The following is a 22508-nucleotide window of genomic DNA, read 5'->3' on the forward strand; positions in this document are numbered from 1 at the left end:
TTTCCGTGTCCGACCAGACCCTGAAAGGCATTCTGCTCGCCTTTGCCGCCTTCGCTGCCTACGCCTGGAGCGATGCAAGCGTTAAACTCATAGAAGGCCAGATTTCACCGATCGAATCGGCCTTCTTCGGCGCCCTTTTCGGCTTTGCCGCCCTGCCCTTCATCCGCAAACGCAACGACCGCTGGGTAGATATCGTCAGAACGACGAACCGCCCTTTGTGGATCATCCGCTTTTTTGCAGCCGGCACCGGCGCAGTCGGCAGCGTGACCGCCTTCACCCATCTTTCCATGGCGGAAGCCTTCGCGCTGATCTTCCTGCTCCCTTCCTTCGTCACCATCATGTCGGTGGTGTTCCTGAAGGAACAGGTTGGCATCAAGCGCTGGTCGGCCGTCATCATCGGTTTCCTCGGCGTGCTGGTCATCCTGCGGCCGGGATTCCGCGAACTGGGCGTCGGCCATCTCGGCGCCATCATCGGCGGCTTCAGCGGTGCGCTCAGCATCGTCATCTTCCGCGCCATGGGACCGTCGGAAAAGAACGTCTCGCTTTATGGGGCCGGTGTGCTCGGCTGTCTCACCATAAGCGGCATCGCCATGGTGCCGACTTTTGTCATGCCGGCCGGCGAGCAATGGCTGCTGCTGGCGGGATACGGCCTGCTCGGCGCGCTTGGCAACGTACTGGTCATGTACGCCGCCCAATATGCGCCCGCCGCCATGATCGGACCGACGCAATATAGCCAGATGCTCTGGGCCATCCTGTTCGGTTACCTGATTTTCGGCGACCGTATCGACGGATGGATGCTGGTCGGTATCGCCCTCATCGTCGGCTCCGGCCTGTTGACGCTGATCCGCGAGAAACAGAGAAAAGTGCCGCTGCCCGCTTCGATCGCCGCCACCGATCAGAACGTGGCCGTCGGCATCACGCCGGAAGACGGGCGCTGAAGCCTGACGAATGCGAAGAACCGGCAACGCGTATTCGCGTCGCCGGCATGGCATTCGATCAATCACAAACCCTGACCCGATACATATCGCCCCAGGCGTTCTGCCTCCACGCCACGTGGCAGCGCGGATAGACCGGCTGGTAAACAACCGGCGGGCCGTAGGCCGGTGCAGCATAAACGGGTGGACCGTAGGCGGGCGCGTAATATGCGGGGCCATAAGCGTAGCCGGGATGTCTTGCACCCGCAATCAGCGCTCCGCCTATGATCGTGCCGGCAATGCCGGCGGCAAGGCCGCGGCCGAAATTATTGCGCGCTTCCGCCTGACTGGTGGTGGCAATTGTGGTGCCCGCAATTGTCAAGGCAACCAGACCAGCGGTGGCAAACCTGTTGATATTGGTCCACATCGTCCTGCTCCTTCATCACCCGGCGGCATCTACCGATCCGCCGCACCGGGTATGGAGCTGAGACTACGCCGGTGAAGACTACCGGCGCATGTCCGTTTCGTTACATCGTGGTAATTTTTCACGGAGGCTTACGGGTTGGGTTTTTCGAGGGTTGGCCATTTGTTAGCAGGCCGAGGGTGGGTGGGGCTTTACCCCCTCTGCCCTGCCGGGCATCTCCCCTCAAGGGGGAGATCGACAGGACGATCTCTCGCCGCTTCATCCTCGACCGTTGAGATAGTCGAAACCTCGCCGCATATCGATCTCCCCCTTGAGGGGGAGATGCCCGGCAGGGCAGAGGGGGGTAAAGTCCCACCCACCTTCGGCCCACGTCCAAATGGACAACCCCGAAAGCTCAAATCTACGACCGCGCCAGTTCCGCCAGCTGCGTCATGATCATCGCCGCACCCGCCAGCCGCTTTTCCGGCGTCGGCAGATCGCGGTTGAGGAACAGGCTGTGATCGGGGCGGATTTTCGCCATGGAACCCTGCTTGCCGATATATCCCACAAGCGCCGCCGGGTTGGGGAATTCCTTGTTGCGGAACTGCACGACCACGCCCTTCGGCCCGGCATCCACCTTCTCGACATTGGCGGTGCGGCAGAGCGACTTGATGTAGACGATCTTGAGGAGATGCTGCACCTCTTTCGGCAGCGGGCCGAAACGGTCGATCATTTCCGCACCGAAACCATCGATCTCGCTGATATCCGCAAGCTCGCCGAGACGGCGGTAAAGACCCATGCGCAGATGCAGATCGGGAACATAATCCTCCGGGATCATGACAGACGTGCCGACAGAGATTTGCGGCGACCAGCCGCTATCCTGCACCTGCTCGTCGCCCTTCACTTCGGCAACCGCCTCTTCCAGCATCTGCTGGTAAAGCTCGAAGCCGACTTCCTTGATATGGCCGGACTGTTCCTCGCCGAGCAGATTGCCCGCGCCGCGAATATCGAGGTCGTGGCTCGCAAGCTGGAAGCCGGCACCCAGCGTGTCGAGCGATTGCAGCACTTTCAGCCGCCGCTCCGCCATCGTCGTCAGCACCTTGTTGACCGGCAGGGTGAAAAGCGCGAAGGCGCGCACCTTGGAGCGTCCGACACGGCCGCGCAGCTGGTAAAGCTGCGCGAGGCCGAACATGTCGGCGCGGTGCACGATCAGCGTATTGGCGGTCGGCACGTCGAGACCAGATTCGACGATGGTGGTCGACAGCAGCACATCATATTTGCCGTCATAAAAGGCGTTCATGATGTCTTCGAGTTCGCCCGCCGGCATCTGGCCGTGCGCCACCGCAACCTTCAACTCCGGTACATCCGATTGGAGGAAGGCGTGAATATCGGCGAGATCGGCAAGGCGCGGGCAGACATAGAAGCTCTGGCCGCCACGATAATGTTCGCGCATCAGCGTTTCGCGGATCACCAGCGGATCGAACGGCGAGATGAAGGTGCGCACCGCCATGCGATCGACAGGCGGCGTGGTGATGAGCGATAGTTCGCGCACGCCTGTCATGGCAAGCTGCAAGGTGCGCGGAATGGGCGTCGCAGAGAGCGTCAGCACATGCACGTCGCTCTTCAGCTCCTTCAGGCGCTCCTTGTGCTTCACCCCGAAATGCTGCTCTTCATCGATGATCAGCAGGCCGAGATTGGCGAAGCTGATGCCCGCGCCGAGCAGCGCATGGGTACCAACGACGATATCCGTCTTGCCGTCCGCCACTTCCTTTTTCGTAAGCGTCAGTTCCTTGGAGCCCACGAGGCGCGAAGCCTGCTGCACCCGGATCGGCAACCCACGGAAACGTTCCGAGAAGGTGCGGAAATGCTGGCGGGAAAGCAGCGTGGTCGGAACCACCACCGCCACCTGCACGCCGTTCATGGCGGCAAGGAACGCGGCGCGCAACGCCACCTCGGTCTTGCCGAAACCGACATCGCCGCAGATGAGCCGATCCATCGGCCGGCCGGCGCCGAGATCCTCGCGGATGAACTCAATCGCGTTCAGCTGATCTTCCGTCTCATCATAGGGGAAACGGGCGGCGAATTCGTCGTAAAGCCCATCCGGCGCAGTCAGCACCGGCGCATGGCGCACCAGACGCGCGGCTGCAATGCGGATAAGCTCGTCGGCCATATCCAGCAGGCGCTTCTTGAGCTTGGCCTTGCGCATCTGCCATGCGCCGCCGCCAAGCTTGTCCAGCTGCGCTTCCGCCGCATCCGAACCGTAACGGGACAGAAGATCGATGTTTTCAACCGGCAGGAACAGCTTGGCGTCATCGGCATAATGCAGTTCGAGACAGGCGCGCGGCGCACCCGCCGCCTCGATGGTCCGGAGGCCGACGAAGCGGCCGATGCCATGTTCGGCATGGACGACCAGCGAGCCCTCATCCAGCCCCGCCACTTCCGAGATGAAATCCGCGCCGCGCTTGCGGCGCTTGGAGCGGCGCACCATGCGGTCGCCGAGAATATCCTGCTCGCCGATAACGGCCAGCATTCCGGTTTCGAAACCCGCCTCAAGGCTGAGAACCGCCGAGGCCGCCTCGCCCTTGCCGAGCTTCTCCACCTCTTTCAGCGAGGTAACCGGCTTGATCTTCTCAAGCCCGTGCTCGTTCAGCACCTGCAACAGCCGGTCGAGCGAACCTTCCGACCAGCCGGTGATCAGCACCTTCCAGCCCCTGGCGCGGCGCTCGGCAATGTGCTTCACCGCCAGATCGAAAACATTGACCCGTTCTTCGCTCTCACCCTCGGTTGGCGGGCGCGCCCAGCGCGGCCCGACATGGGCGTCAAGCGTGGCGACCGGGCGGCCTTCGCTGTCCTGCTCGTTGAAAGGCGTCAGACGCACCGCATTGACGGCAGCGAGCGCGGCATCGAAGCTCTTTCCATCGAGATAGAGCTGGCCGGGCGAAACCGGCTTGTAGGGCGCTCCCTGCGTCGAGCCCTTGGTTTCGCCGGAACTGCGGCGCGCATCGTAATAATCGAGCACCAGCTTGGAGCGCTCTTTCGCCGCCTCCCGCGCCGTGTGATCGGTGACGATGCGGAAATCCTTCAGATAATCGAAGGCGGTCTCCAGCTGCTCGTAAAACAGCGGCAGCCAGTGTTCCATGCCGGCATAACGGCGACCTTCGGAGACGGCCTGATAAAGTGCATCGTCACGCGTCGCCGCGCCGAACAGCGACAGGTAATTCTTGCGGAAACGGCTGATCGTATCCGGCGTCAGCGTCACTTCGCTCATCGGGTTCAGATCGAGCGAGCGTGCCTGGCCGATGGTGCGCTGGCTGGCCGGATCGAAGGTGCGGATGCTTTCCAGCGTATCGCCGAAGAAATCGAGCCGCACCGGCTCTTCCGTGCCCGGCACGAAGACATCGAGAATACCGCCGCGCACGGCGAATTCACCCACTTCGCGCACCGTCGCCACCCGGTCGAAACCGTTGCGCTCCAGCCGCGCGGCAATCTCTTCCATGCGGATCTGGTTGCCGGGGCGGGCCGAAAAGCCGAGGCTTTCGATAATGTCGCGCGGCGCCATCTTCTGCAGCATGGCGTTGACGGTGACCAGCACGATGGCCGGATGCGGTTTCTTCGCATGGGCGATGAGACCGGAGAGCGCCGCCAGCCGGCGCGCCGAAGTGTCAGCGCTCGGTGACACGCGGTCATAGGGCAGGCAGTCCCAGGCGGGCAGCGTCATCACCGGAATATCAGGTGCGACGAAACCGAGAATCTGTTCGAGATCGGCGACCCTCTGGCCATCCGACATCACATAGGCGACCGACGTGCCGGCCCGCGCCATATCGGCAAGCAAAAGAGCTTCCATGCCGGAAGGCACGTTTCCGATGGTCAGCGGCGTATCGGCCGACGACACCAGCTTTGCATCGAATCCGGCTATCATATTCTCACGCTTTCAGGGTGTCAGTGGTGACGAGATCGAAATCGGGACGGTAGGAGGCGATCTTCTCAAACAGCGGGGTCTGGAATTTTTCCGGTATGGCAAGGGCGCCGGTCACCATCTTGACCAGGTCGTTATCCTCTTCCGCCATGATGACTTCCAGCTCGTCGAGCTGATCATCGGAAAGCCCGGCAATATTGTCTTCCGCGAATTGCCCGAGCACCAGATCCATCTCGCGAATGCCCCGGTGCCAGCAGCGGTAAAGAATCCGCCGGCGTCTCGGATCGAGGTCGGCACTCGTGCGCACCAGTCCAGTCATCGCATTCACCTTTCGGTTGGCTATTCAACAGGATGTTGACTGCGACCTCCTATAGAACAGGAGGCGAACGCTTGGGAACCGGTTTTTATCGAAATAATGCCACGGCAGTGAAAATCTGCCGGTGATAACCCGCCTTTGTGACCAGCGAAGTCTTGCATAAGCCGCCCCCTTCCCTGATTTTGTTGACCCATGCGCCCGGCCATTCTCGATCCGCTGTTTGCCTCCGTCTCCACCCTTGCCGGTGTGGGGCCGAAGCTCGCCGATCTTCTGGCCAAGCTTTTGAGCCGGGAAAGCGCCGACGACACCCGCGTGATCGATCTCCTCTTCCACGCGCCGTCCAACGTCATCGACCGCCGCAACCGTCCCGGCATTGCGCTGGCCAGCCCCGGCGCCATTGTCACCATTCAGGGACGCGTCGACCGCCACCAGCCGCCGCCACCGGGAAACCGCAACGCGCCCTATCGTGTCTTCCTGCATGACGAGACCGGCGAACTGGCGCTGACCTTCTTCCGCGCCAAGGGCGACTGGCTGTCCAAGGCCCTGCCCGTCGATGAAGAGGTTCTCGTCAGCGGCAAGGTGGACTGGTTCAACGGCCGTGCCTCCATGGTGCATCCGGATTTCATGGTGAAGCTTTCCGAGGCGGAAAACCTGCCTTTGGTGGAAGCGGTCTATCCCATGACCGCCGGACTATCGCCCAAGGTGCTGCGCCGCGCCATCGAAGGCGGGCTGTCGAAACTGCCGGTCTTTCCGGAATGGATCGATGAGACGCTGAAGACGAGGCATGGCTTCGGCGATGTCGCCTCAAGCTTCCGCGAGCTGCATGACCCGCGCGACAGCGCCGATATCGAGCCGCAGGCCCCGGCGCGCAGGCGGCTCGCCTATGACGAATTCCTCGCCGGGCAATTATCACTGGCGCTGGTGCGCCAGCGGCTGCGCAAGGTGGCGGGCCAGCCGATCCGCGCCAAGGGTGATGTCGCCGCCAAAATCCTGTCGCAGCTGCCCTTCTCGCTGACGGCAAGCCAGAGCGCCGCCGTGAAGGATATCCTGACCGACATGGCCGGCGAAGACCGCATGTTGCGGTTGCTGCAGGGCGATGTCGGCGCGGGCAAGACGCTGGTGGCGCTGATGGCCATGGCAACGGCAGTGGAGGCCGGCGGACAGGCGGTGCTGATGGCCCCGACCGAAATTCTTGCCCGCCAGCACTACGCCACCATATCCAAACTCGCTCAGGCAGCGGGAATCACCGTTGAAGTGCTGACCGGCCGCACCAAGGGCAAGGAGCGCCGCGAGATCGAGGAACGCGTGGCCTCCGGCGAAGCGCGGATCGTCATCGGCACCCATGCGCTTTTTCAGGACAGCGTCAGCTATAAAAACCTCGTGCTTGCGGTGGTCGACGAACAGCACCGTTTCGGGGTGCACCAGCGCCTGCGCCTCACCGCCAAGGGCATCACGCCGCATATGCTGGTCATGACCGCCACACCCATTCCGCGCACGCTGGTTCTGGCCGCCTTCGGCGACATGGATGTCTCCAAGCTCACCGAAAAGCCGGCCGGCCGCAAACCTATCCAGACGGTCACGATCCCCACCGAACGGATCGGCGATATTGTCGAGCGGCTGCGCGCAGCACTGAAGGAAGGCAAGAAGGCTTACTGGATCTGCCCGCTGGTGGAGGAAACGGAAGAATCCGACCTGATGTCGGCGGAGGAGCGGCATGCGGTTCTCTCGCAGATGCTCGGCGTCAATATCGGCCTGATCCACGGGCGTATGAGCGGCCCGGAGAAGGACGCCGCCATGCTCGCCTTCAAGAACGGCGAAACCCGGCTGCTGGTGGCAACGACCGTGGTGGAAGTCGGCGTCGACGTACCGGATGCAACGATCATGGTCATCGAACATGCCGAGCGTTTCGGCCTCGCCCAGCTTCACCAGCTGCGCGGCCGTGTGGGGCGCGGCGACGAGGCTTCCACCTGCATCCTGCTCTATAAAGGCCCGCTCAGCGAAAACGGCCGCGCCCGGCTCTCCATCCTGCGCGACAGCGAGGATGGCTTCCTGATCGCCGAGGAGGATTTGAAGCTGCGCGGTGAAGGCGAGCTGCTCGGCACCCGCCAGTCCGGCACACCGGGCTTCCGCATCGCCAGCCTCGAGGCCCACGCCGATCTTCTGGAAATCGCCCGCAAGGACGCGGCTTACGTCATTGAGCGCGACCCTGAACTGACAGGCCCGCGCGGCAATGCGCTGCGCACCCTGCTCTACCTGCACCGCCGAGACGAAGCGATCCGCTTCCTGCACGCCGGCTGAAAGTGAACGCCCATGAACATGATCGACCCGCGCCGCCCGCCACCCGCCTTCCGCAAAGGTTATGCACTGTGCTCGCCGCAGAATATCCTGCAACCCGATACATTTGCGAAAAGCGAAAAAAGGCGATCGGCAAGGCGTTCAAGAAGCCCGGACGCAAGAAGGCGTGGAGCCAGGCGCTGGAAGAAGGCTGGAGCGTGCGGCTGGTCTATATGCGGCTTTTCGTTCCCGTTTTCCACGCGACAACCACCGGCACGGAAGTGGATGATCTGGATGACGAGGATTGACTATGAAATCCGGAGACTGTTGGCTAAAGCGCCGAAGGCCACCGCTGCGATGTGTGGATGATCGTCAAAATTTCGATATCCCCACCCACGCGATAGGCAATGATGTAGGAAATGTCGGGAAACACAGCTTCCCGTGTTCCTCTGATGCGTCCGACCCGCCCCATGGCTGGCTGCTCCACCAACATATCAACGGCCGAGACAATGCGGGAAATCACCCGTGCCGCAGCCGCTGGATTATCCTTTTCGATATGCACACCAATTTCATCGAGCCGTCGCAGCGCCCGTAAGGTCCAACGAATTCGCCGGTCACTCATGACGGCCGGGCGGACTTGACGTATTTTCCGACAATGTTTGCGAGATCTTCGGGTGTACCAAACTCGCCGCGATCCGCTTCCGCCAAACCGGCCTCGATCTCGGCTAGCTGCCACTCCTCACGGGCGACAAAGTCCTCAATCGCCCGCGCCGCCATGTAGGACCGCGAGCGTTCAAGCTTCTCAGCAAGCTGATCGAGCTTGTCAGTAACCTCGTCCGGCAAACGCACCGTGAATGCAGTCATGATCGCAACCTCCTTGGTTCACATTATTGGTGAACCACATTGGTTCGTCAACCGTATTGCTTTACATCCCTCCGTGAGAATGGAGGAAGGAATCTAGCGCCTTGCGAATGCGTTCAAACCGGCGCAATCATCTTCGGCGGCTTGAAATCCGGGGCCACCAGACCGCCGGATATCAGCAGTTTCGCCGCATCTTCCGGCGTCATGTCCAGCATCACGATCTTGTCTTTCGGCACGAACAGCAGGAAACCGGCCGTCGGCACCGGAGTTGGCGGCAGGAAGACGGCGACCATCTGCTGGCCCATTTCGTTGAAGCGATGGGCAAGCTCGCCCTTGGCCTCGGAGGCGACGAAGACCATCGCCCAAGTGCCGGATGACGGAAACTCGATCAGGCCGACCTTCTTGAAGGAGTTCGAATGCTCTTTCAGAACGGATTCGAACAGCTGCTTGATGCTCTTGTAGATCGGCCGCACCAGCGGCATGCGGTTGAGGATGGATTCGCCGACGCCGAAAATCCATTTGCCGATGAGGTTATTGCCGAGAAAACCGATGAGGGTGATGCCGATGACGGCGATCAGCAGGCCGAAACCGGGAATAGCCACATCGAAATATTGCTCGGGATCGTAACGGGCCGGAATATAGGGCTTCACCCAGCTATCGGCCCATTGCAGGAAACTCCACACCAGCCACATGGTGATGGTGACGGGCGCGAGGATCAGAACGCCCGTGAGGAAACTATTGCGCAGGCGGGCTGCGAATGAAATTTTGACAGGAATATCGGTCATTTACCGTTCGGAATTAAGCGTTGTCGCCATCGAAACCCGGATGAAAACCGACAATGCCGGATGGAGTTCCACCATGCAAGCGCAAGGCCAACAAATATTTGTCAGGAATGCCATTACTGTGCAGGCCATCGAAACGCTCGAATCCGAGCCGGCCGTAATAGGCAGGACTGCCGGCCAGAACGCAGCCGGCAGCCCCAAGCCGTTCCAGCATTGCAAGTCCCTCATGCACCAGCTGCGACCCGATGCCCTGACTTTGCCTTTCGGGAGAAACCGAAATCGGCCCGAGCGCGAACCAGCGGCCTTCCGTGCCGGAAATCGTGGCCGGCGAAAAGGCGACATGGCCAACGATGTCCCCGGCCTCCTCCGCCACCAGAGAAATGGTGAGCGCACCTGCCTTGCGCAGCCTGTCGACGATCAGATGTTCCGTCTGGTCACTGAAGGGCATGTCCCGGAACGCCGCTTCCGTCAGCGCTCCGATCGCCTCTTCATCGCCCTGCCGCTCAGGCCGGATGATCATTCCACCGTTACCGATTTCGCCAGATTGCGCGGCTGGTCCACATCCGTGCCCATGAAGACGGCGGTGTGATAAGCGAGCAGCTGGATCGGCAGCGAGAAGACCATCGGCGCAATCAGCTCATCGACATTCGGCAGCGTGATCGTCGCCATGGTGTCGAGTTTGGAAGCGGCGGCCCCCTTCTCATCGGTGATGAAGATGATGCGGCCGCCGCGCGCGGCGACCTCCTGCATGTTCGAAACGGTCTTTTCAAAGAAACGATCATGCGGCGCGATGACGATGACCGGCATGTTCTCGTCGATCAGTGCGATAGGCCCATGCTTCAGCTCACCGGCGGCATAACCTTCGGCGTGGATATAGGAGATTTCCTTGAGCTTCAGCGCGCCTTCCAGCGCCAGCGGGAAGCTGGTGCCGCGGCCGAGATAAAGCACGTCCTTGAAACGCGACAGATCGCGCGACAGCGCTTCGATCTGCGGCTGGATGCTGTTGAGAACCTTGCTCATGATGCGCGGCATCTCGGTGAGATGGCGAACCAGTTCGGTTTCCTGCTGGGGCGTGATCGTACCGCGCGCTTTTCCGGCGGCAACGGCAAGCGAAGCGAGCACGGCAAGCTGGCAGGTGAAGGCCTTGGTGGAGGCGACGCCGATTTCCGGACCGGCAAGGATCGGGAAGATCGCATCGGATTCGCGCGCCATGGTGGATCTGCGCGTATTGACCACCGCGCCGATCTTCAGCCCCTCCTGCTGGCAATAACGCAGGGCCGCCAGCGTATCGGCGGTTTCGCCGGATTGCGAGATGAACAGCGCAGCCTGCGTGGGAACGAGCGGGATTTCGCGGTAACGGAATTCCGAGGCGACATCGATTTCCACCGGCAGACGGGCATAACGCTCGAACCAGTATTTGCCGATCAGGCCGGAGAGATAAGCTGTGCCGCAGGCGGAAATGGCAAGGCCGGAAAGCTTGGCGAAGTCGATTGCCGTGTCGGCCTGCTTCACGGTCTTGGAAGCGAAATCCACGTAATGGCTGAGCGCATGGGAAATGACTTCCGGCTGCTCGTAGATTTCCTTTTCCATGAAGTGGCGGTGGTTGCCCTTGTCGACCACATAGGCCGTCGCCTGCGAGATTTGACGCTCGCGCTTCACCGGTTTGCCGGAGAAATCGATGATTTCCGCACCCTGCCGGGTCACGATGGCGCAATCGCCATCCACCAGATAGGTGATCTCGTTGGTGAAGGGCGACAGCGCGATGGCGTCGGACCCGAGGAACATTTCGCCCCGGCCGTAACCGACGGCAAGCGGCGGGCCGGAACGGGCCGAAAGCAGCGTGCCGGGATCGTCCTTGAACATGACGACCAGCGCATAGGCGCCCGTCACGCGGTTCAGCATCTTCAGCATCGCCTCGCGATGGCCGAGACCCTCGCGGGTATATTTCGCCAGAAGCTGCGCCACCACTTCGGTATCGGTCTGGGTGGTGAAGCTCGCGCCCCCGGCGGTCAGCTCCTCGCGCAGTTCTGCGAAGTTTTCGATGATGCCATTATGGACGACGGCGACGCCGTCGACGAAATGCGGATGGGCATTGGTTTCGTTCGGGACGCCATGGGTCGCCCAGCGGGTGTGAGCGATGCCGACCACGCCCGGCAGCGGCTCTTCCGAAAGTCTCTTCTCCAGGTTGAAGAGCTTTCCTTCCGCCCGGCGACGGTCCATCGCGCCATTGTCGATGGTGGCGACACCCGCCGAATCGTAACCGCGATATTCGAGACGCTTCAGCGCATCGACAAGCCGTTCAGCAACGGGCTGGGTTCCGACAATTCCGACAATTCCGCACATATATTTCTCCAGACGGCGATCTCTTCGCCGCAACTTTCAGAGCATTTTCGCATTTCCCTGAAATGCAAAAATACTCCACCTTTTTGTTCTGACGCATTTCCGGACGTAAAACCGCTGAACACTTTTACTGGAAATGCTTTAATCGTTTCCCTGAAATCGGCAATTACGCCGCCGGTCACTTTCGGTATCGCTCGGTAACGTCCCTCAAGAGGACTTTTTCTTTGCTTCCTTCAGTGCTTTTGCCCGCTCGCGCACCACAGTTGCCCGGCCCGGCTTCACTTCCTGACGAGCACGTCCAAAAGCCAGCGCATCATCAGGCACATCGTCGGTAATCACGCTGCCGGAGGCGATATAGGCCCCCTCTCCAATGGTGACAGGAGCGACCAGCGACGAGTTCGAGCCAATAAAACTGTTCGCACCGATCCGCGTTTCGGCCTTGTTGTAGCCGTCGTAATTGCAGGTGATGGTGCCTGCACCGATATTGGTGCCCGCGCCGATGAATGCATCGCCGATATAGGTCAGATGGTTGACCTTGGCGCCCTCGCCAATCTCCGCCTTCTTGACCTCGCAGAAATTGCCCACCTTGGCGTTGGCGTGCAGGTTCGCGCCCGGACGCAGCCGCGCATAGGGGCCGACAGTCGCACCTTCGGCGACATGCGCCCCTTCCAAATGCGAAAACGCATGGATGACGGCGCCCGGCTCGATGGTGACGCCGGGACCGATGACGACATTCGGTTCGATCAAAACGTCCTGGCCGATCTTGGTGTCATAGGAGAGAAAGACGGTTTCGGGCGCAATCATCGAAACGCCGTCCACCATCAATTCGTGGCGGCGACGTTCCTGCCAGAGCTTCTCGATAAAGGCCAGTTCGGCGCGGTTATTGCAGCCGACCAGTTCCGTTTCGGGCGCATCGATGGCGACGGCGCGGCGGCCGAGGGAACGGGCGATCTCGACCACATCGGTCAGATAATATTCGCCCTTCACATTGCTGTTGCCGATCCGGTCGAGCAGGTCCAGCGCGTTGCGGCCGTTGATGGCCATCAATCCGCTATTGCACCACGTGACCTTACGCTCCGCATCGGTCGCGTCCTTCTCCTCGCGGATAGCGACAAGCTCGCCATCCTTGACCAGAAGCCGGCCATAGCCGGTCGGGCGGTCGGTATGGAAACCGATGACGGCGACATCGGCGCCGGCGGCAATCGCCTCACGCGCCCGGTCGAGCGTTGCGGAAGTGATGAGCGGTACATCGCCATAGGCAACGATGAGATCGTCAAAACCGCGTTCGATGGCCGCGCGTGCGGCAAGAACCGCATGGCCGGTGCCCTTGCGTTCCGTCTGCAGGAAAGCTTCGACCTGAAGGCCCTTCATGCCTGCGGCAGCAGCGACATTGTCGGCATCGCGCCCGACCACCAGCGCCACCGTGCCGACGCCGGATCCAGCCACCGCCTCAACCACATGGCTGATCATCGGACGCCCGGCGACCGGATGCAGCACTTTGGATTTCGACGATTTCATGCGCGTGCTGTCGCCCGCTGCGAGAATAACGGCTAGAGAGCTGCGCTCCATAAGACCTCCAACACCCGGTCACCGGCCGCAGGGCGGCCAGGACGGCGGTATATGTTTGACTTCACGCCGTCCGGCAAAACGAACGGGCGCATCGGTAATTTCATTCCGGAATTGCTATAACGGCGGCCCACTTAAGAAACCATGCAAATCTGCACCAAATTTCCGCACCGATTTTCATCAAACGTGATTGGAACGGGATCGCATCCCGCTCCCGCGGTGTGATTTATCGCCGGGGGTTGCGGGCAGTGAATTCCAGCACCTGCTGGCGGCCGTTTTCGATCAGCCTTTCCATCTCGCGGCGCGCTGCAGCCTCATCGCGCAGGCGAAACGCCTCCACGAGCCGCAGGTGGGACGCGGACACGTCGGAAATCTCATTGGGATCGGTTTCCGGGTTGCTCATCCGGAAAATGCCCACCAGAGCCGCCTTTATCAGCGAACCGACGGTGCGCATGAACGGATTTCCGGACATTTCGGTGATGAGGACATGGAAATTCATATCCGCAAGCGCGCGCTTTTCCTTGGAATAGGCGGTATTGCCCATCTCGTTGGCGTAAGCGGCAAGCTTGGCGATATCGGCGTCCTTTGCCCTGATGGCGGCAAGCCCCGCGCCATAGGGCTCGAAAGCCTGACGGATATCGTAAAGATGCAGCAGAAACTCGTCGCTGACCCCCGCCTCGAAATGCCAGAGCAGCACTTCGCTGTCGAACATGTTCCAGCTTTCGCGCTCCGTCACCCGGGTGCCGATACGCGCCTTGGGGGAAATCATGCCCTTGGCGGTCAGCGTCTTCATCGCTTCGCGCAGCACTGTGCGCGATACTTTCAGCCGGTCCATCAGCTCGGCATCGCCGGGTAAGATATCACCCGTCTTGAAGGTGCCGGACACAATATCGAGACCGAGCTTGTGAACGACCTGTGCATGATTTGTCCGCAGCTTTCGAAAACCGATAGCCGCATCGAGCATTCCGCGCTGCAAGTGCCATGTCCTTCCGTTCGGTTGGCGATCTTAAAAATCGCGCCAGACGTGTATATCTCAAGTCAGAATATAGTGAAAAACATCAAGTCGCCTGAAAAGCAAAGGCAAACTTCGTCCACGGCGTAAAACATATGAAAATAACAAAGGCCGCACATGAATTTCATGTGCGGCCTGTTATCGGCGGGAATAAAAAGCCCCGTTATTGCGGCAGCTTGTCGTCCACACCGGCGACATAGAAGTTGAGACCGAGCAGAACGCCGTCCTCGGCCTTTTCACCCGCCTTCAGCCATTCCGAACCGTCCTGCTTCTTCACCGGGCCGGTGAAGGGGTGCAGCTCGCCCGACTTGATCTTGGCTTCGGTATCCTCGGCCATCTTCTTCACGTCATCGGGCATGTTGGTGTAGGGCGCCATGGTCAGGATGCCGTCCTTCAGGCCGTCCCAGACGGATTCGGACTTCCAGGTGCCATCGAGAAGAGCCTGCGTGCGCTTGATGTAATAGGCGCCCCAGGTGTCCTTGATGGCGGTAAGCTGCGTCTTCGGACCGGCCGCGATCATGTCGGAAGCCTGACCGAAGGCCTTGATGCCGCGTTCTGCGGCAACCTGCATCGGCGCGGTGGTGTCGGTGTGCTGGGTCAGAATGTCGACGCCCTGGTCGATCAGCGCCTTGGCGGCATCGGCTTCCTTGCCGGGGTCGAACCAGGTGTTGGCCCAGACGACCTTCACCTTGAAGTCGGGATTGACGGACTGCGCGCCGAGCACGAAGGCGTCGATGCCCATCACCACTTCCGGGATGGGGAAGGAGGCGATGTAACCGGCGAGACCCTTCTGCGACATCTTCGCGGCGATCTGGCCCTGAATGTAGCGGCCTTCATAGAAGCGCGAATTGTAGGTGGCGACGTTTTCGGCGGTCTTGAAGCCGGTGGCGTGTTCGAACTTCACCTTGGGGAACTTCTGGGCCACCTTCACGGTCGCATCCATGAAGCCGAAGGAAGTGGTGAATACCAGTTCGCAACCCGAACGGGCCATGCGCTCGATGGCGCGTTCGGCATCCGGGCCTTCCGGAACGCTTTCGAGGAAAGGCGTTTCAATCTTGTCGCCGAAATGCGCCTGCAGTTCCTGACGGCCGATATCGTGCGCCTGCGTCCAGCCGCCGTCGGTCTTTGAACCGACATAGATGAAGCAGACCTTCTTGGCGTCGGCGGCTTCCGCCGAGGAAACGACGCCGCCGAGAGCCGCAACCGAAGCGGCGAGTGCGATGACCAGTTTTTTCATTTTTACCCCTGTTGGTTTGGAGACGTGAGAATGCTTCACCTGTCCGGCACGAAGGATTTGCCAAGCGAGGCCGGCGTGTTGATCAAGGTCGTGCGGCGATTATGCGAGATGATGACCAGCACGACAATAGTTGCAAGGTAAGGTAGTGCCGAAAGCAGTTGCGACGGCACCCCGATGCCGAAGGCCTGCGCGTGCAATTGGCCGATGGTGACGGCGCCGAACAGATAGCCGCCCGCCAGCACCCGCCATGGGCGCCACGAAGCGAAGACGACGAGCGCCAGCGCGATCCACCCGCGCCCGGCCGACATGTTTTCCACCCATTGCGGCGTATAGACCAGCGACAGCTGCGCGCCGGCAAGCCCCGCGCAGGCGCCGCCGAACATGACGGCGAGATAACGGGTGCGGATGACATTGATGCCGAGCGCATGGGCCGAGGCGTGACTGTCGCCGATGGCGCGGATTTTGAGGCCCGTGCGGCTCTTGAACAGAAACCAGCCAATGCCAGCGACAAGCGCGATGGAGAGGTAGAAGATCAAATCCTGCCGGAACAGCAGCGGACCGAAGAAGGGAATGTCCGACAGCAGCGGAAAGACGATGGGCTGCAGTTTCACACCCGGCAGGCCGACGAAACTTTCACCCAGCATGCCCGAGACGCCGAGGCCGAGAATGGTGAGCGCAAGGCCCGTCGCCACCTGATTGGTAACGAGCGTCAGCGTCAGGAAACCGAACAGCAGCGAGAAAACCGCACCCGAGACAATGCCGGCCAGAATGCCGAGATAGGGAGACCCGGTCATATGCGCGGCCGCGAAAGCGCAGACCGCACCCATGATCATCATGCCCTCGACACCGAGATTGAGGACGCCTGAGCGCTCCGTCACCAGCTCGCCGGAAGCGGCGATGACGAGCGGCGTGGCGGCGGTGATGACGGTGAGAAGAATGGCCTGAAGCATGTCCATCATGCCGCTCCTTCTTTACGATGCGCCTTGCCGGAAAAGACCACCCTGATGCGATAGAAGATCAGCGTGTCGCAGGACAGCACGAAGAACAGCATCAGCCCCTGAAACACGCGCGTGACCTTGTCCGAAACGCCAATCGAAAGCTGCGCCGCCTCGCCGCCGAGATAGGTCAGCGCCAGCACCAGCCCGGAAAGGATGATGCCGAGCGGATTGAGGCGGCCGAGAAAGGCGACGATGATGGCGGTAAAGCCGTAACCCGGCGAAATGCTGGGCTGGAGATGGCCGATGGAACCGGAAGCCTCCGATATGCCCGCAAGCCCCGCCAGCGCGCCGGAAAGCAGCAGCGAAAACCACACCATGCGACTGGAGGAAAAACCGGCGAAGCGCCCTGCCCGCGCCGATTGGCCGAGCACGGTGACCTCGAAGCCCTTCAGCATGTAGCGCATCATGAACCACAGCGCGATGGCCGCGACGATGGCGAAAACGAAACCCCAATGCGCCCGGCCCGAGGCCAGCATTTCCGGCAGAACGGCGCTGTCGTTGAACGGCTTGGTCTGCGGGAAGTTGTAGCCGCCCGGATCGCGCCAGATGCCGCGCGTCAGCCAGTCGAGGAAAAGCTGCGCGACATAGACCAGCATCAGGCTGACGAGGATTTCGTTGGTGTTGAACTTCGTCTTCAAAAGTGCGGGAATACCCGCATAAAGCGCGCCGCCCACGGCGCCCATCACCAGCATCAAAGGCAAAAGCAGCGGCGAATGCCAGTCGGGATAAAGCACCGGCAGAATGGAGCCTGTGATCGCGCCGATGGTGAACTGCCCCTCCGCGCCGATGTTCCAGTTATTGGAGCGATAACAGATCGACAGGCCGACCCCGATCAGGATCAGCGGTGCGGCCTTGATCGCCAGCTCGTGCAGCGACCAGACTTCCAGCAACGGCTCTACGAAAAAGGCGTAAAGCGCGTCCAGCGGGTTCTTGCCGAGCATGGCGAACATGATGGCGCCGACGAGCAGCGTCAGCGTGAGCGCCAGAAGCGGCGAGAGAAGAGTGAAAAGCCTCGAGACCCCTGCCCGTTTTTCAAGCTCAATGCGCATGCTGGGCGGCTCCCGAATGTGGTGTGGATGCCGCCCATCAAGAGGCCGATCTTTTCAAGCGTCATGTCTTCCACGGGATGGGTCTCTGACAGCTTGCCGTCGGAAATGACAGCGATATTGGTGGCGACTTCGAAGATCTCATCGAGATCCTGGCTGATGACGATGACGGCCGAGCCCGCCTTGGCAAGATCGACAAGCGCCTGGCGAATGCGGCTCGCCGCACCCGCATCCACGCCCCAGGTCGGCTGGTTGACCACCAGCACGGCAGGCTGGCGGTCAAGCTCGCGCCCGACGATGAATTTCTGCAGGTTGCCGCCCGACAGCGACCCGGCCAGCGGATCAGCCCCGCTTTTGCGCACATCCATCGTTTCCGAAATACGCCGCGCCGCCGCCTTGATGACTGAGCCACGCACGATGCGCAGGAAACCGCCGGTCAGAAACGCCTTGCGGTCGGAGCGCGCCCGCGCCAGCAGCAGATTGTCGGAAAGGCTCATGCCGGGAACGGCGGCGTGGCCATGCCGCTCTTCGGGCACGAAACCCGCGCCCATCAGCCGGCGGCCATTGATGCCGATACGGCCGACCGGCTTGCCGCGCAGATGGATCGCATCGTTATTATAGACCGGATATTCGCCCGAAAGCGCATCGAACAGCTCGCCCTGCCCGTTTCCGGCAACGCCGGCAATCGCCAGCACCTCGCCGGCGCGCACGGTCATGGAAATCGATTTCAACGCCACGGCAAAGGGCGTGCGCGGCGCGACCGAAAGCCCCATGACCTCGATCTGCGGCGCACCCAGCGCCTCGCCCGTTGCGCGTGAAACGCCTGCGACATCGCTGCCGACCATCATGCGCGCCAGCGATGCCGGCGTTTCCCTGCGCGGATCGCAGGCGCCCGTCACCTTGCCGTGACGCAGAACGGTGGCGCGGTCGCAGATGCGCTGCACCTCTTCGAGGCGATGGCTGATATAAAGCACGGAACGGCCTTCGGCCTTCAGCTTCTCCAGCGTCTCGAACAGCTTGTCAGCCTCCTGCGGCGTCAGCACCGAGGTCGGCTCGTCGAGAATGATGAGGCGCGGATTCTGTAGCAAAGCGCGGACGATTTCGATGCGCTGGCGCTCGCCGACCGAAAGATCAGCCACATGCGCATTGGGATCGAGCGGCAGACCATAGGCGCGCGACAGCGTTTCCGCTTGCCCGGCGATTTCCTTCAATGAAATTTTCGGATCGAGCGACAGGGCGATGTTCTCAGCAACCGTCAGCGCCTCGAACAGCGAAAAATGCTGGAAGACCATGCCGATGCCGAGCCTGCGGGCCTCGCTTGGCGAGCCTACGGAAACCGGCTGGCCCTGCCAGATAATATCGCCCTCGGTCGGCGCGAGAACGCCGAACAGCATCTTGACGAGCGTGGATTTGCCCGCGCCGTTTTCACCCAGAAGCGCGTGGATTTCGCCCGGCGCAATATCGAGATCGATGCCGTTGCAGGCGGCGAAATTGCCGAACAGCTTGGTCAGCTTGCGAACGGACAGGAGAGGCACGGCCTCCGGCGCCAAAGTTCCAGTCACGAGTTCCCTCTCTCACCAACCGTCATGCCTTCTTCGAGGCCTTTCAAACGGTTGCGGTCATTGTTCCCAATCCCGCACCAAAAAGTATGCAATGATACGCGATCAGAACTTATTGATAACGGTTTTGCTGCTGCGCACAACTGAAAAAGAAGCCGCTTAAATGCAATTTGCACAAGCAATAAACGGCTTTACCCTTTTCTTATTTCGCGCCGAGCGAGGGGAAAAACTGCAATATTCCACCGATGCAATAAAGATAGATGCCGCTCGCCACAAAGCCGATCACGGCCCAGGTCGGGGTTTCGAAATGCATCAGCAGCGCATAACCGCCAAGCGCGCACCAGATGAAGACCACGGCGAGATTGAGCGGCCGCAATCGCTTCACCCGCACCGGATGCAGGAAGTTGATCGGCAGGAATGTCAAGAACACCGAAACGGTAACGACGATCATCGCCGTGGTGGCGCTGGCGTCCATGACGAAGAGGGTGAACACCACCATGTTCCACACCACCGGAAAGCCGGAGAAGAAATATTCGTCCGTCTTCATGCCCATGTCGGCGTAATAAATGGCGCTCGACACCACGATCATGCCCGCGGCCACGAAGGATAGCGGCTCGCCGATCATGCCCTTCTGATAAAGCGCAAAGGCGGGCAGCAGCACATAGGTAACATAGTCGATGATATTATCGAGCGTATCGCCGGACCAGTTGGGCAGCACTTCCTTCACCCTGACCTTGCGGGCGATGGGACCGTCGATGCCATCCACCAGAAGCGCAAGCCCCAGCCACCAGAACATGTCGACGAAACGGTGTTCGGCTGCGGCGACCACACCGAGAAAAGCCAGGAACGAGCCGGAGGCCGTGAGCATATGGACCGAAAAGGCGCGGATTTCCGCGTAGGGAACACGCTTATAGTTGAAAATTTTCATAGTCAGCGTCTGTGCCCCGTTTTTTCATCCGCCTGTTCATTCCGGTATGCGGCCATTCACCACGCTTTGCAACCGGCTCAATCCGCTTATCCTAGGACTAATATCGCGGCACAACCAACGAATCTTCGCAACCGGATGTTCCGGGAGCGAAGTGGATTTACCCGACCAAAGCCTTTATGATGCTTTGGAAATAACAACGGATCAGGACCATGAGACACTTCGATATCGCCATCACCGGTGCGGGACTTGCGGGCCAGATCGCGGCCATCGCGCTGGCGCGGGCTGGCCGCCACGTGGCGCTCATCGCACCGTCCAGCGACAGGAAGGACCAGCGCACCACGGCGCTGATGGACCAGTCCATCCGCTTCGTGGATCGTCTCGGCCTGTGGTCGCGCATCGCGCCTTCGGCCGCACGCCTTTCCACCATGCAGATCATCGACGGCACCGACCGCCTGCTGCGTGCACCCACCGTGCAGTTCCGTTCCTCCGAAATCGGGCTGGACGCCTTTGGCTGGAACATCCCCAATGAGGCGCTGCTCGGCGTTCTGAGCGAAGCGGTCGGGCAGGAACACAATATTACCCGCCTCGATGCCACCGCCGAGACAATCGACATTGGCAACGACCGTGTATCGGTGACGCTTGGCGACGGCGAAACGCTTTCCGCCGATTTCCTCATCGGTGCGGATGGCCGTAAATCCATGGTGCGGGATGCCGCAGGCGTCGGCGTCAAATCCTGGTCCTATCCGCAGACGGCCATTGTTTTGAACTTCGGCCATAGCCGGTCGCATGGCAATGTCTCGACGGAATTCCATACCCCCACCGGCCCTTTCACCCAGGTTCCCCTGCCCGGCAACCGCTCCAGCCTCGTCTGGGTCGTCACCCCGCAACAGGCGGAGGAATTGACGGCGCTGCCGCTGGAGACGCTTAGCCTGCGGGTCGAGGAGCGCATGCAATCCATGCTGGGAGCTGTCACCGTCGAGGACAGTGTGCAGGCATGGCCGCTCTCTTCCATGACGGCACATCGCTTCGGCAAGGGCCGCGTCGCCCTGATCGGCGAGGCCGCACATGGTTTTCCGCCCATCGGCGCGCAGGGGCTGAACCTCAGCCTGCGCGACATCATCGCGCTGACGGAATTGCTGAGCGCCGTCTCCGACCGGCCGATTGCGGCCGATGCCGGCAGCAGCTTCGACCGCAGGCGGCGGGCGGATGTCTATAGCCGCACGCTGAGCGTCGATCTTCTGAACCGCTCTCTGCTTTCCGATCTCCTGCCGGTGCAGATGGCGCGCGCGGCGGGCCTGCACGTGCTTTCCGGCATCGGCACTCTTAGAAGCATGGTCATGCGCGAGGGCATCGAACCGGGCCGTGGGCTGAAGGCCCTGCCCTCGCTGCTGTTCGGCAGCTTCAAAAAGGCTGGATGAAATACACCACGCCGGTCAGCGTAAGGACCGACAGCACCGTCGAGATCAGGATCGTTGCCGACGCCCGCTCCTGCCAGACGTGATATTGCTGGCCGATGACGAAAACATTCGTCGCGGTCGGCAGCGCGGCCAGCAGCACGGCGGAATAGATCCAGACCGGCTCGAAACGCCCGAGCGACGAGAGCACGAGATAAGCGGCAAGCGGATGCAGGATCAGCTTGGCCGGCACGATATAGCTGATTTCCACAGGCACCCGTTTCATCGGCCGAAGCGCCAGCGTCACGCCCATGGCAAACAGCGCGCAGGGCGCCGCCGATTGCGCCAGATAATCCACCAGCCGCTGCACCGCCTCCGGCGGCTGCCAAGACAGCGAAGCGGCAAGAAAGCCGGCGATGACGGAGACGATGAAGGGATGGGTGATGACCTTGCGCGCCACATCCAGCGTAAGTCTTGCCGGAGAGCGCTTGTCACCGCCCGCAACCGCCATCATCGCCGGGGCGACGATGAAATGGGCGGCGTTTTCCAGACAGACGATCAGCGCCACCGGCACCGCCGCCTTTTCGCCAAGCGCCAGAAGCGCAAGCCCCGGCCCCATATAGCCGATATTGCCGTAGCTTGCCGCGAAACTCTGGATCGTGGTTTCGGCAAGGCTGTTTTTCCGCACGAACCGGCCGATCAGGAACACAGCCAAGAAAATGCCATAGGTGCAGGCGAGACTGGCCGCGACGAAATCCATCCGCGCCAGTTCTTCCACCGGCGTTTTCGACACCAGCTTGAAAAACAGCGCCGGAAGCGCCGCATAGATGATGAAGGTGTTCAGCCAGCCCATCGCCTCGACCGGCTGCTTCGTGATGCGCGCCGCCCCGTAGCCGATGAAGATCAGGCCGAAAAACGGTAACAGCAATCCGACGATATCCGTCACTATGTTTCCCCCGCAA

The 22508-nt window shown here is 61.1% G+C and carries 19 protein-coding genes and 1 pseudogene; 4 read left to right on the top strand and 16 right to left on the bottom strand.

Features of this window, described 5'->3' with window-relative positions:
* Positions 1-5: 5 nt before the first annotated feature.
* A complete protein-coding gene (locus O3W47_RS24665) occupies positions 6-938 on the top strand; it encodes a DMT family transporter (protein WP_125146559.1) in 933 nt (310 codons plus the stop codon).
* A gap of 58 nt (positions 939-996) precedes the next feature.
* Here the strand turns inward: O3W47_RS24665 and O3W47_RS24670 are convergent, their stop codons facing one another.
* The 3 genes from O3W47_RS24670 to O3W47_RS24680 form a co-directional block, all read right to left on the bottom strand.
* Positions 997-1341: a hypothetical protein gene (locus O3W47_RS24670; protein WP_013636325.1), complete on the bottom strand. Its 345-nt coding sequence runs from the start codon at positions 1339-1341 to the stop codon at positions 997-999.
* 397 nt (positions 1342-1738) lie between these two features.
* Positions 1739-5236: a transcription-repair coupling factor gene (mfd, locus tag O3W47_RS24675; RefSeq protein WP_269314792.1), complete on the bottom strand. Its 3498-nt coding sequence runs from the start codon at positions 5234-5236 to the stop codon at positions 1739-1741.
* Positions 5237-5240: 4 nt separating this feature from the next.
* The gene (locus tag O3W47_RS24680) at positions 5241-5552 is read right to left on the bottom strand and encodes an FAD assembly factor SdhE (RefSeq protein ID WP_065655165.1); all 312 of its coding nucleotides are present in this window, start codon (positions 5550-5552) and stop codon (positions 5241-5243) included.
* A 189-nt stretch (positions 5553-5741) separates the two neighbouring features.
* Here O3W47_RS24680 and recG point away from each other — a divergent pair, with 189 nt between their 5' ends.
* Complete coding sequence (recG, locus tag O3W47_RS24685; RefSeq protein ID WP_269314793.1) at positions 5742-7847, top strand: ATP-dependent DNA helicase RecG; 2106 nt, start codon at positions 5742-5744, stop codon at positions 7845-7847.
* 12 nt (positions 7848-7859) lie between these two features.
* Positions 7860-8131 (top strand): annotated as a pseudogene (locus O3W47_RS24690) (hypothetical protein).
* Positions 8132-8154: 23 nt separating this feature from the next.
* Here the strand turns inward: O3W47_RS24690 and O3W47_RS24695 are convergent.
* The 12 genes from O3W47_RS24695 to pcsA form a co-directional block, all read right to left on the bottom strand.
* A complete protein-coding gene (locus O3W47_RS24695) occupies positions 8155-8445 on the bottom strand; it encodes a type II toxin-antitoxin system RelE/ParE family toxin (protein ID WP_269314795.1) in 291 nt (96 codons plus the stop codon).
* Positions 8442-8687 carry a CopG family ribbon-helix-helix protein gene (locus O3W47_RS24700; RefSeq protein ID WP_137003666.1) on the bottom strand — a complete coding sequence of 82 codons (246 nt, stop codon included), beginning with the start codon at positions 8685-8687 and terminating at the stop codon, positions 8442-8444. Before O3W47_RS24700 ends, O3W47_RS24695 begins: the two co-directional genes overlap by 4 nt.
* A 113-nt stretch (positions 8688-8800) precedes the next feature.
* Positions 8801-9469, bottom strand: coding sequence for a DUF502 domain-containing protein (locus O3W47_RS24705; protein ID WP_059760288.1), 669 nt, complete (start codon positions 9467-9469; stop codon positions 8801-8803).
* Between the two features lie 13 nt (positions 9470-9482).
* Positions 9483-9986 carry a GNAT family N-acetyltransferase gene (locus tag O3W47_RS24710; RefSeq protein ID WP_269314796.1) on the bottom strand — a complete coding sequence of 168 codons (504 nt, stop codon included), beginning with the start codon at positions 9984-9986 and terminating at the stop codon, positions 9483-9485.
* Positions 9983-11809, bottom strand: coding sequence for a glutamine--fructose-6-phosphate transaminase (isomerizing) (gene glmS / locus O3W47_RS24715; protein ID WP_269314797.1), 1827 nt, complete (start codon positions 11807-11809; stop codon positions 9983-9985). The genes O3W47_RS24710 and glmS overlap by 4 nt, the downstream gene beginning before the upstream one ends.
* A gap of 204 nt (positions 11810-12013) precedes the next feature.
* Positions 12014-13375: a bifunctional UDP-N-acetylglucosamine diphosphorylase/glucosamine-1-phosphate N-acetyltransferase GlmU gene (glmU, locus tag O3W47_RS24720; RefSeq protein ID WP_269314798.1), complete on the bottom strand. Its 1362-nt coding sequence runs from the start codon at positions 13373-13375 to the stop codon at positions 12014-12016.
* Positions 13376-13598: 223 nt separating this feature from the next.
* Entirely contained in the window at positions 13599-14336 is a 738-nt protein-coding gene (locus O3W47_RS24725; protein WP_003523438.1) for a FadR/GntR family transcriptional regulator, read from the bottom strand.
* Between the two features lie 211 nt (positions 14337-14547).
* Positions 14548-15621: a BMP family ABC transporter substrate-binding protein gene (locus O3W47_RS24730; RefSeq protein WP_003523439.1), complete on the bottom strand. Its 1074-nt coding sequence runs from the start codon at positions 15619-15621 to the stop codon at positions 14548-14550.
* A gap of 35 nt (positions 15622-15656) precedes the next feature.
* Entirely contained in the window at positions 15657-16577 is a 921-nt protein-coding gene (locus O3W47_RS24735) for an ABC transporter permease (protein WP_269314886.1), read from the bottom strand.
* On the bottom strand, positions 16577-17668 hold the full coding sequence (locus O3W47_RS24740; protein WP_137453092.1) for an ABC transporter permease: 1092 nt from the start codon (positions 17666-17668) through the stop codon (positions 16577-16579). The genes O3W47_RS24735 and O3W47_RS24740 overlap by 1 nt, the downstream gene beginning before the upstream one ends.
* Complete coding sequence (locus O3W47_RS24745; protein WP_269314799.1) at positions 17590-19227, bottom strand: ABC transporter ATP-binding protein; 1638 nt, start codon at positions 19225-19227, stop codon at positions 17590-17592. Before O3W47_RS24745 ends, O3W47_RS24740 begins: the two co-directional genes overlap by 79 nt.
* Before the next feature lie 199 nt (positions 19228-19426).
* Positions 19427-20152, bottom strand: coding sequence for a phosphatidylcholine synthase (gene pcsA / locus O3W47_RS24750; RefSeq protein WP_003523443.1), 726 nt, complete (start codon positions 20150-20152; stop codon positions 19427-19429).
* 209 nt (positions 20153-20361) lie between these two features.
* On the opposite strand from pcsA, the gene O3W47_RS24755 reads away from it, so the two are divergent.
* A complete protein-coding gene (locus O3W47_RS24755) occupies positions 20362-21570 on the top strand; it encodes a UbiH/UbiF family hydroxylase (RefSeq protein WP_269314800.1) in 1209 nt (402 codons plus the stop codon).
* On the opposite strand, the gene O3W47_RS24760 is transcribed toward O3W47_RS24755, so the two are convergent.
* A complete protein-coding gene (locus tag O3W47_RS24760) occupies positions 21554-22492 on the bottom strand; it encodes an AEC family transporter (RefSeq protein WP_269314801.1) in 939 nt (312 codons plus the stop codon). The genes O3W47_RS24755 and O3W47_RS24760 overlap by 17 nt on opposite strands.
* Positions 22493-22508 lie beyond the last annotated feature (16 nt).

It is taken from the genome of Agrobacterium sp. LMR679 (assembly GCF_027157905.1).
GTDB lineage: Bacteria > Pseudomonadota > Alphaproteobacteria > Rhizobiales > Rhizobiaceae > Agrobacterium > Agrobacterium leguminum.

Coding starts and splice junctions, on each gene's coding strand:
- O3W47_RS24670 (WP_013636325.1), bottom strand. CDS start 1,341: ATGTGGACCAATATCAACAGGTTTGCCACCGCTGGTCTGGTTGCCTTG.
- mfd (WP_269314792.1), bottom strand. CDS start 5,236: ATGATAGCCGGATTCGATGCAAAGCTGGTGTCGTCGGCCGATACGCCG.
- O3W47_RS24680 (WP_065655165.1), bottom strand. CDS start 5,552: ATGACTGGACTGGTGCGCACGAGTGCCGACCTCGATCCGAGACGCCGG.
- recG (WP_269314793.1), top strand. CDS start 5,742: ATGCGCCCGGCCATTCTCGATCCGCTGTTTGCCTCCGTCTCCACCCTT.
- O3W47_RS24695 (WP_269314795.1), bottom strand. CDS start 8,445: ATGAGTGACCGGCGAATTCGTTGGACCTTACGGGCGCTGCGACGGCTC.
- O3W47_RS24700 (WP_137003666.1), bottom strand. CDS start 8,687: ATGACTGCATTCACGGTGCGTTTGCCGGACGAGGTTACTGACAAGCTC.
- O3W47_RS24705 (WP_059760288.1), bottom strand. CDS start 9,469: ATGACCGATATTCCTGTCAAAATTTCATTCGCAGCCCGCCTGCGCAAT.
- O3W47_RS24710 (WP_269314796.1), bottom strand. CDS start 9,986: ATGATCATCCGGCCTGAGCGGCAGGGCGATGAAGAGGCGATCGGAGCG.
- glmS (WP_269314797.1), bottom strand. CDS start 11,809: ATGTGCGGAATTGTCGGAATTGTCGGAACCCAGCCCGTTGCTGAACGG.
- glmU (WP_269314798.1), bottom strand. CDS start 13,375: ATGGAGCGCAGCTCTCTAGCCGTTATTCTCGCAGCGGGCGACAGCACG.
- O3W47_RS24725 (WP_003523438.1), bottom strand. CDS start 14,336: ATGCTCGATGCGGCTATCGGTTTTCGAAAGCTGCGGACAAATCATGCA.
- O3W47_RS24730 (WP_003523439.1), bottom strand. CDS start 15,621: ATGAAAAAACTGGTCATCGCACTCGCCGCTTCGGTTGCGGCTCTCGGC.
- O3W47_RS24735 (WP_269314886.1), bottom strand. CDS start 16,577: ATGGACATGCTTCAGGCCATTCTTCTCACCGTCATCACCGCCGCCACG.
- O3W47_RS24740 (WP_137453092.1), bottom strand. CDS start 17,668: ATGCGCATTGAGCTTGAAAAACGGGCAGGGGTCTCGAGGCTTTTCACT.
- pcsA (WP_003523443.1), bottom strand. CDS start 20,152: ATGAAAATTTTCAACTATAAGCGTGTTCCCTACGCGGAAATCCGCGCC.
- O3W47_RS24755 (WP_269314800.1), top strand. CDS start 20,362: ATGAGACACTTCGATATCGCCATCACCGGTGCGGGACTTGCGGGCCAG.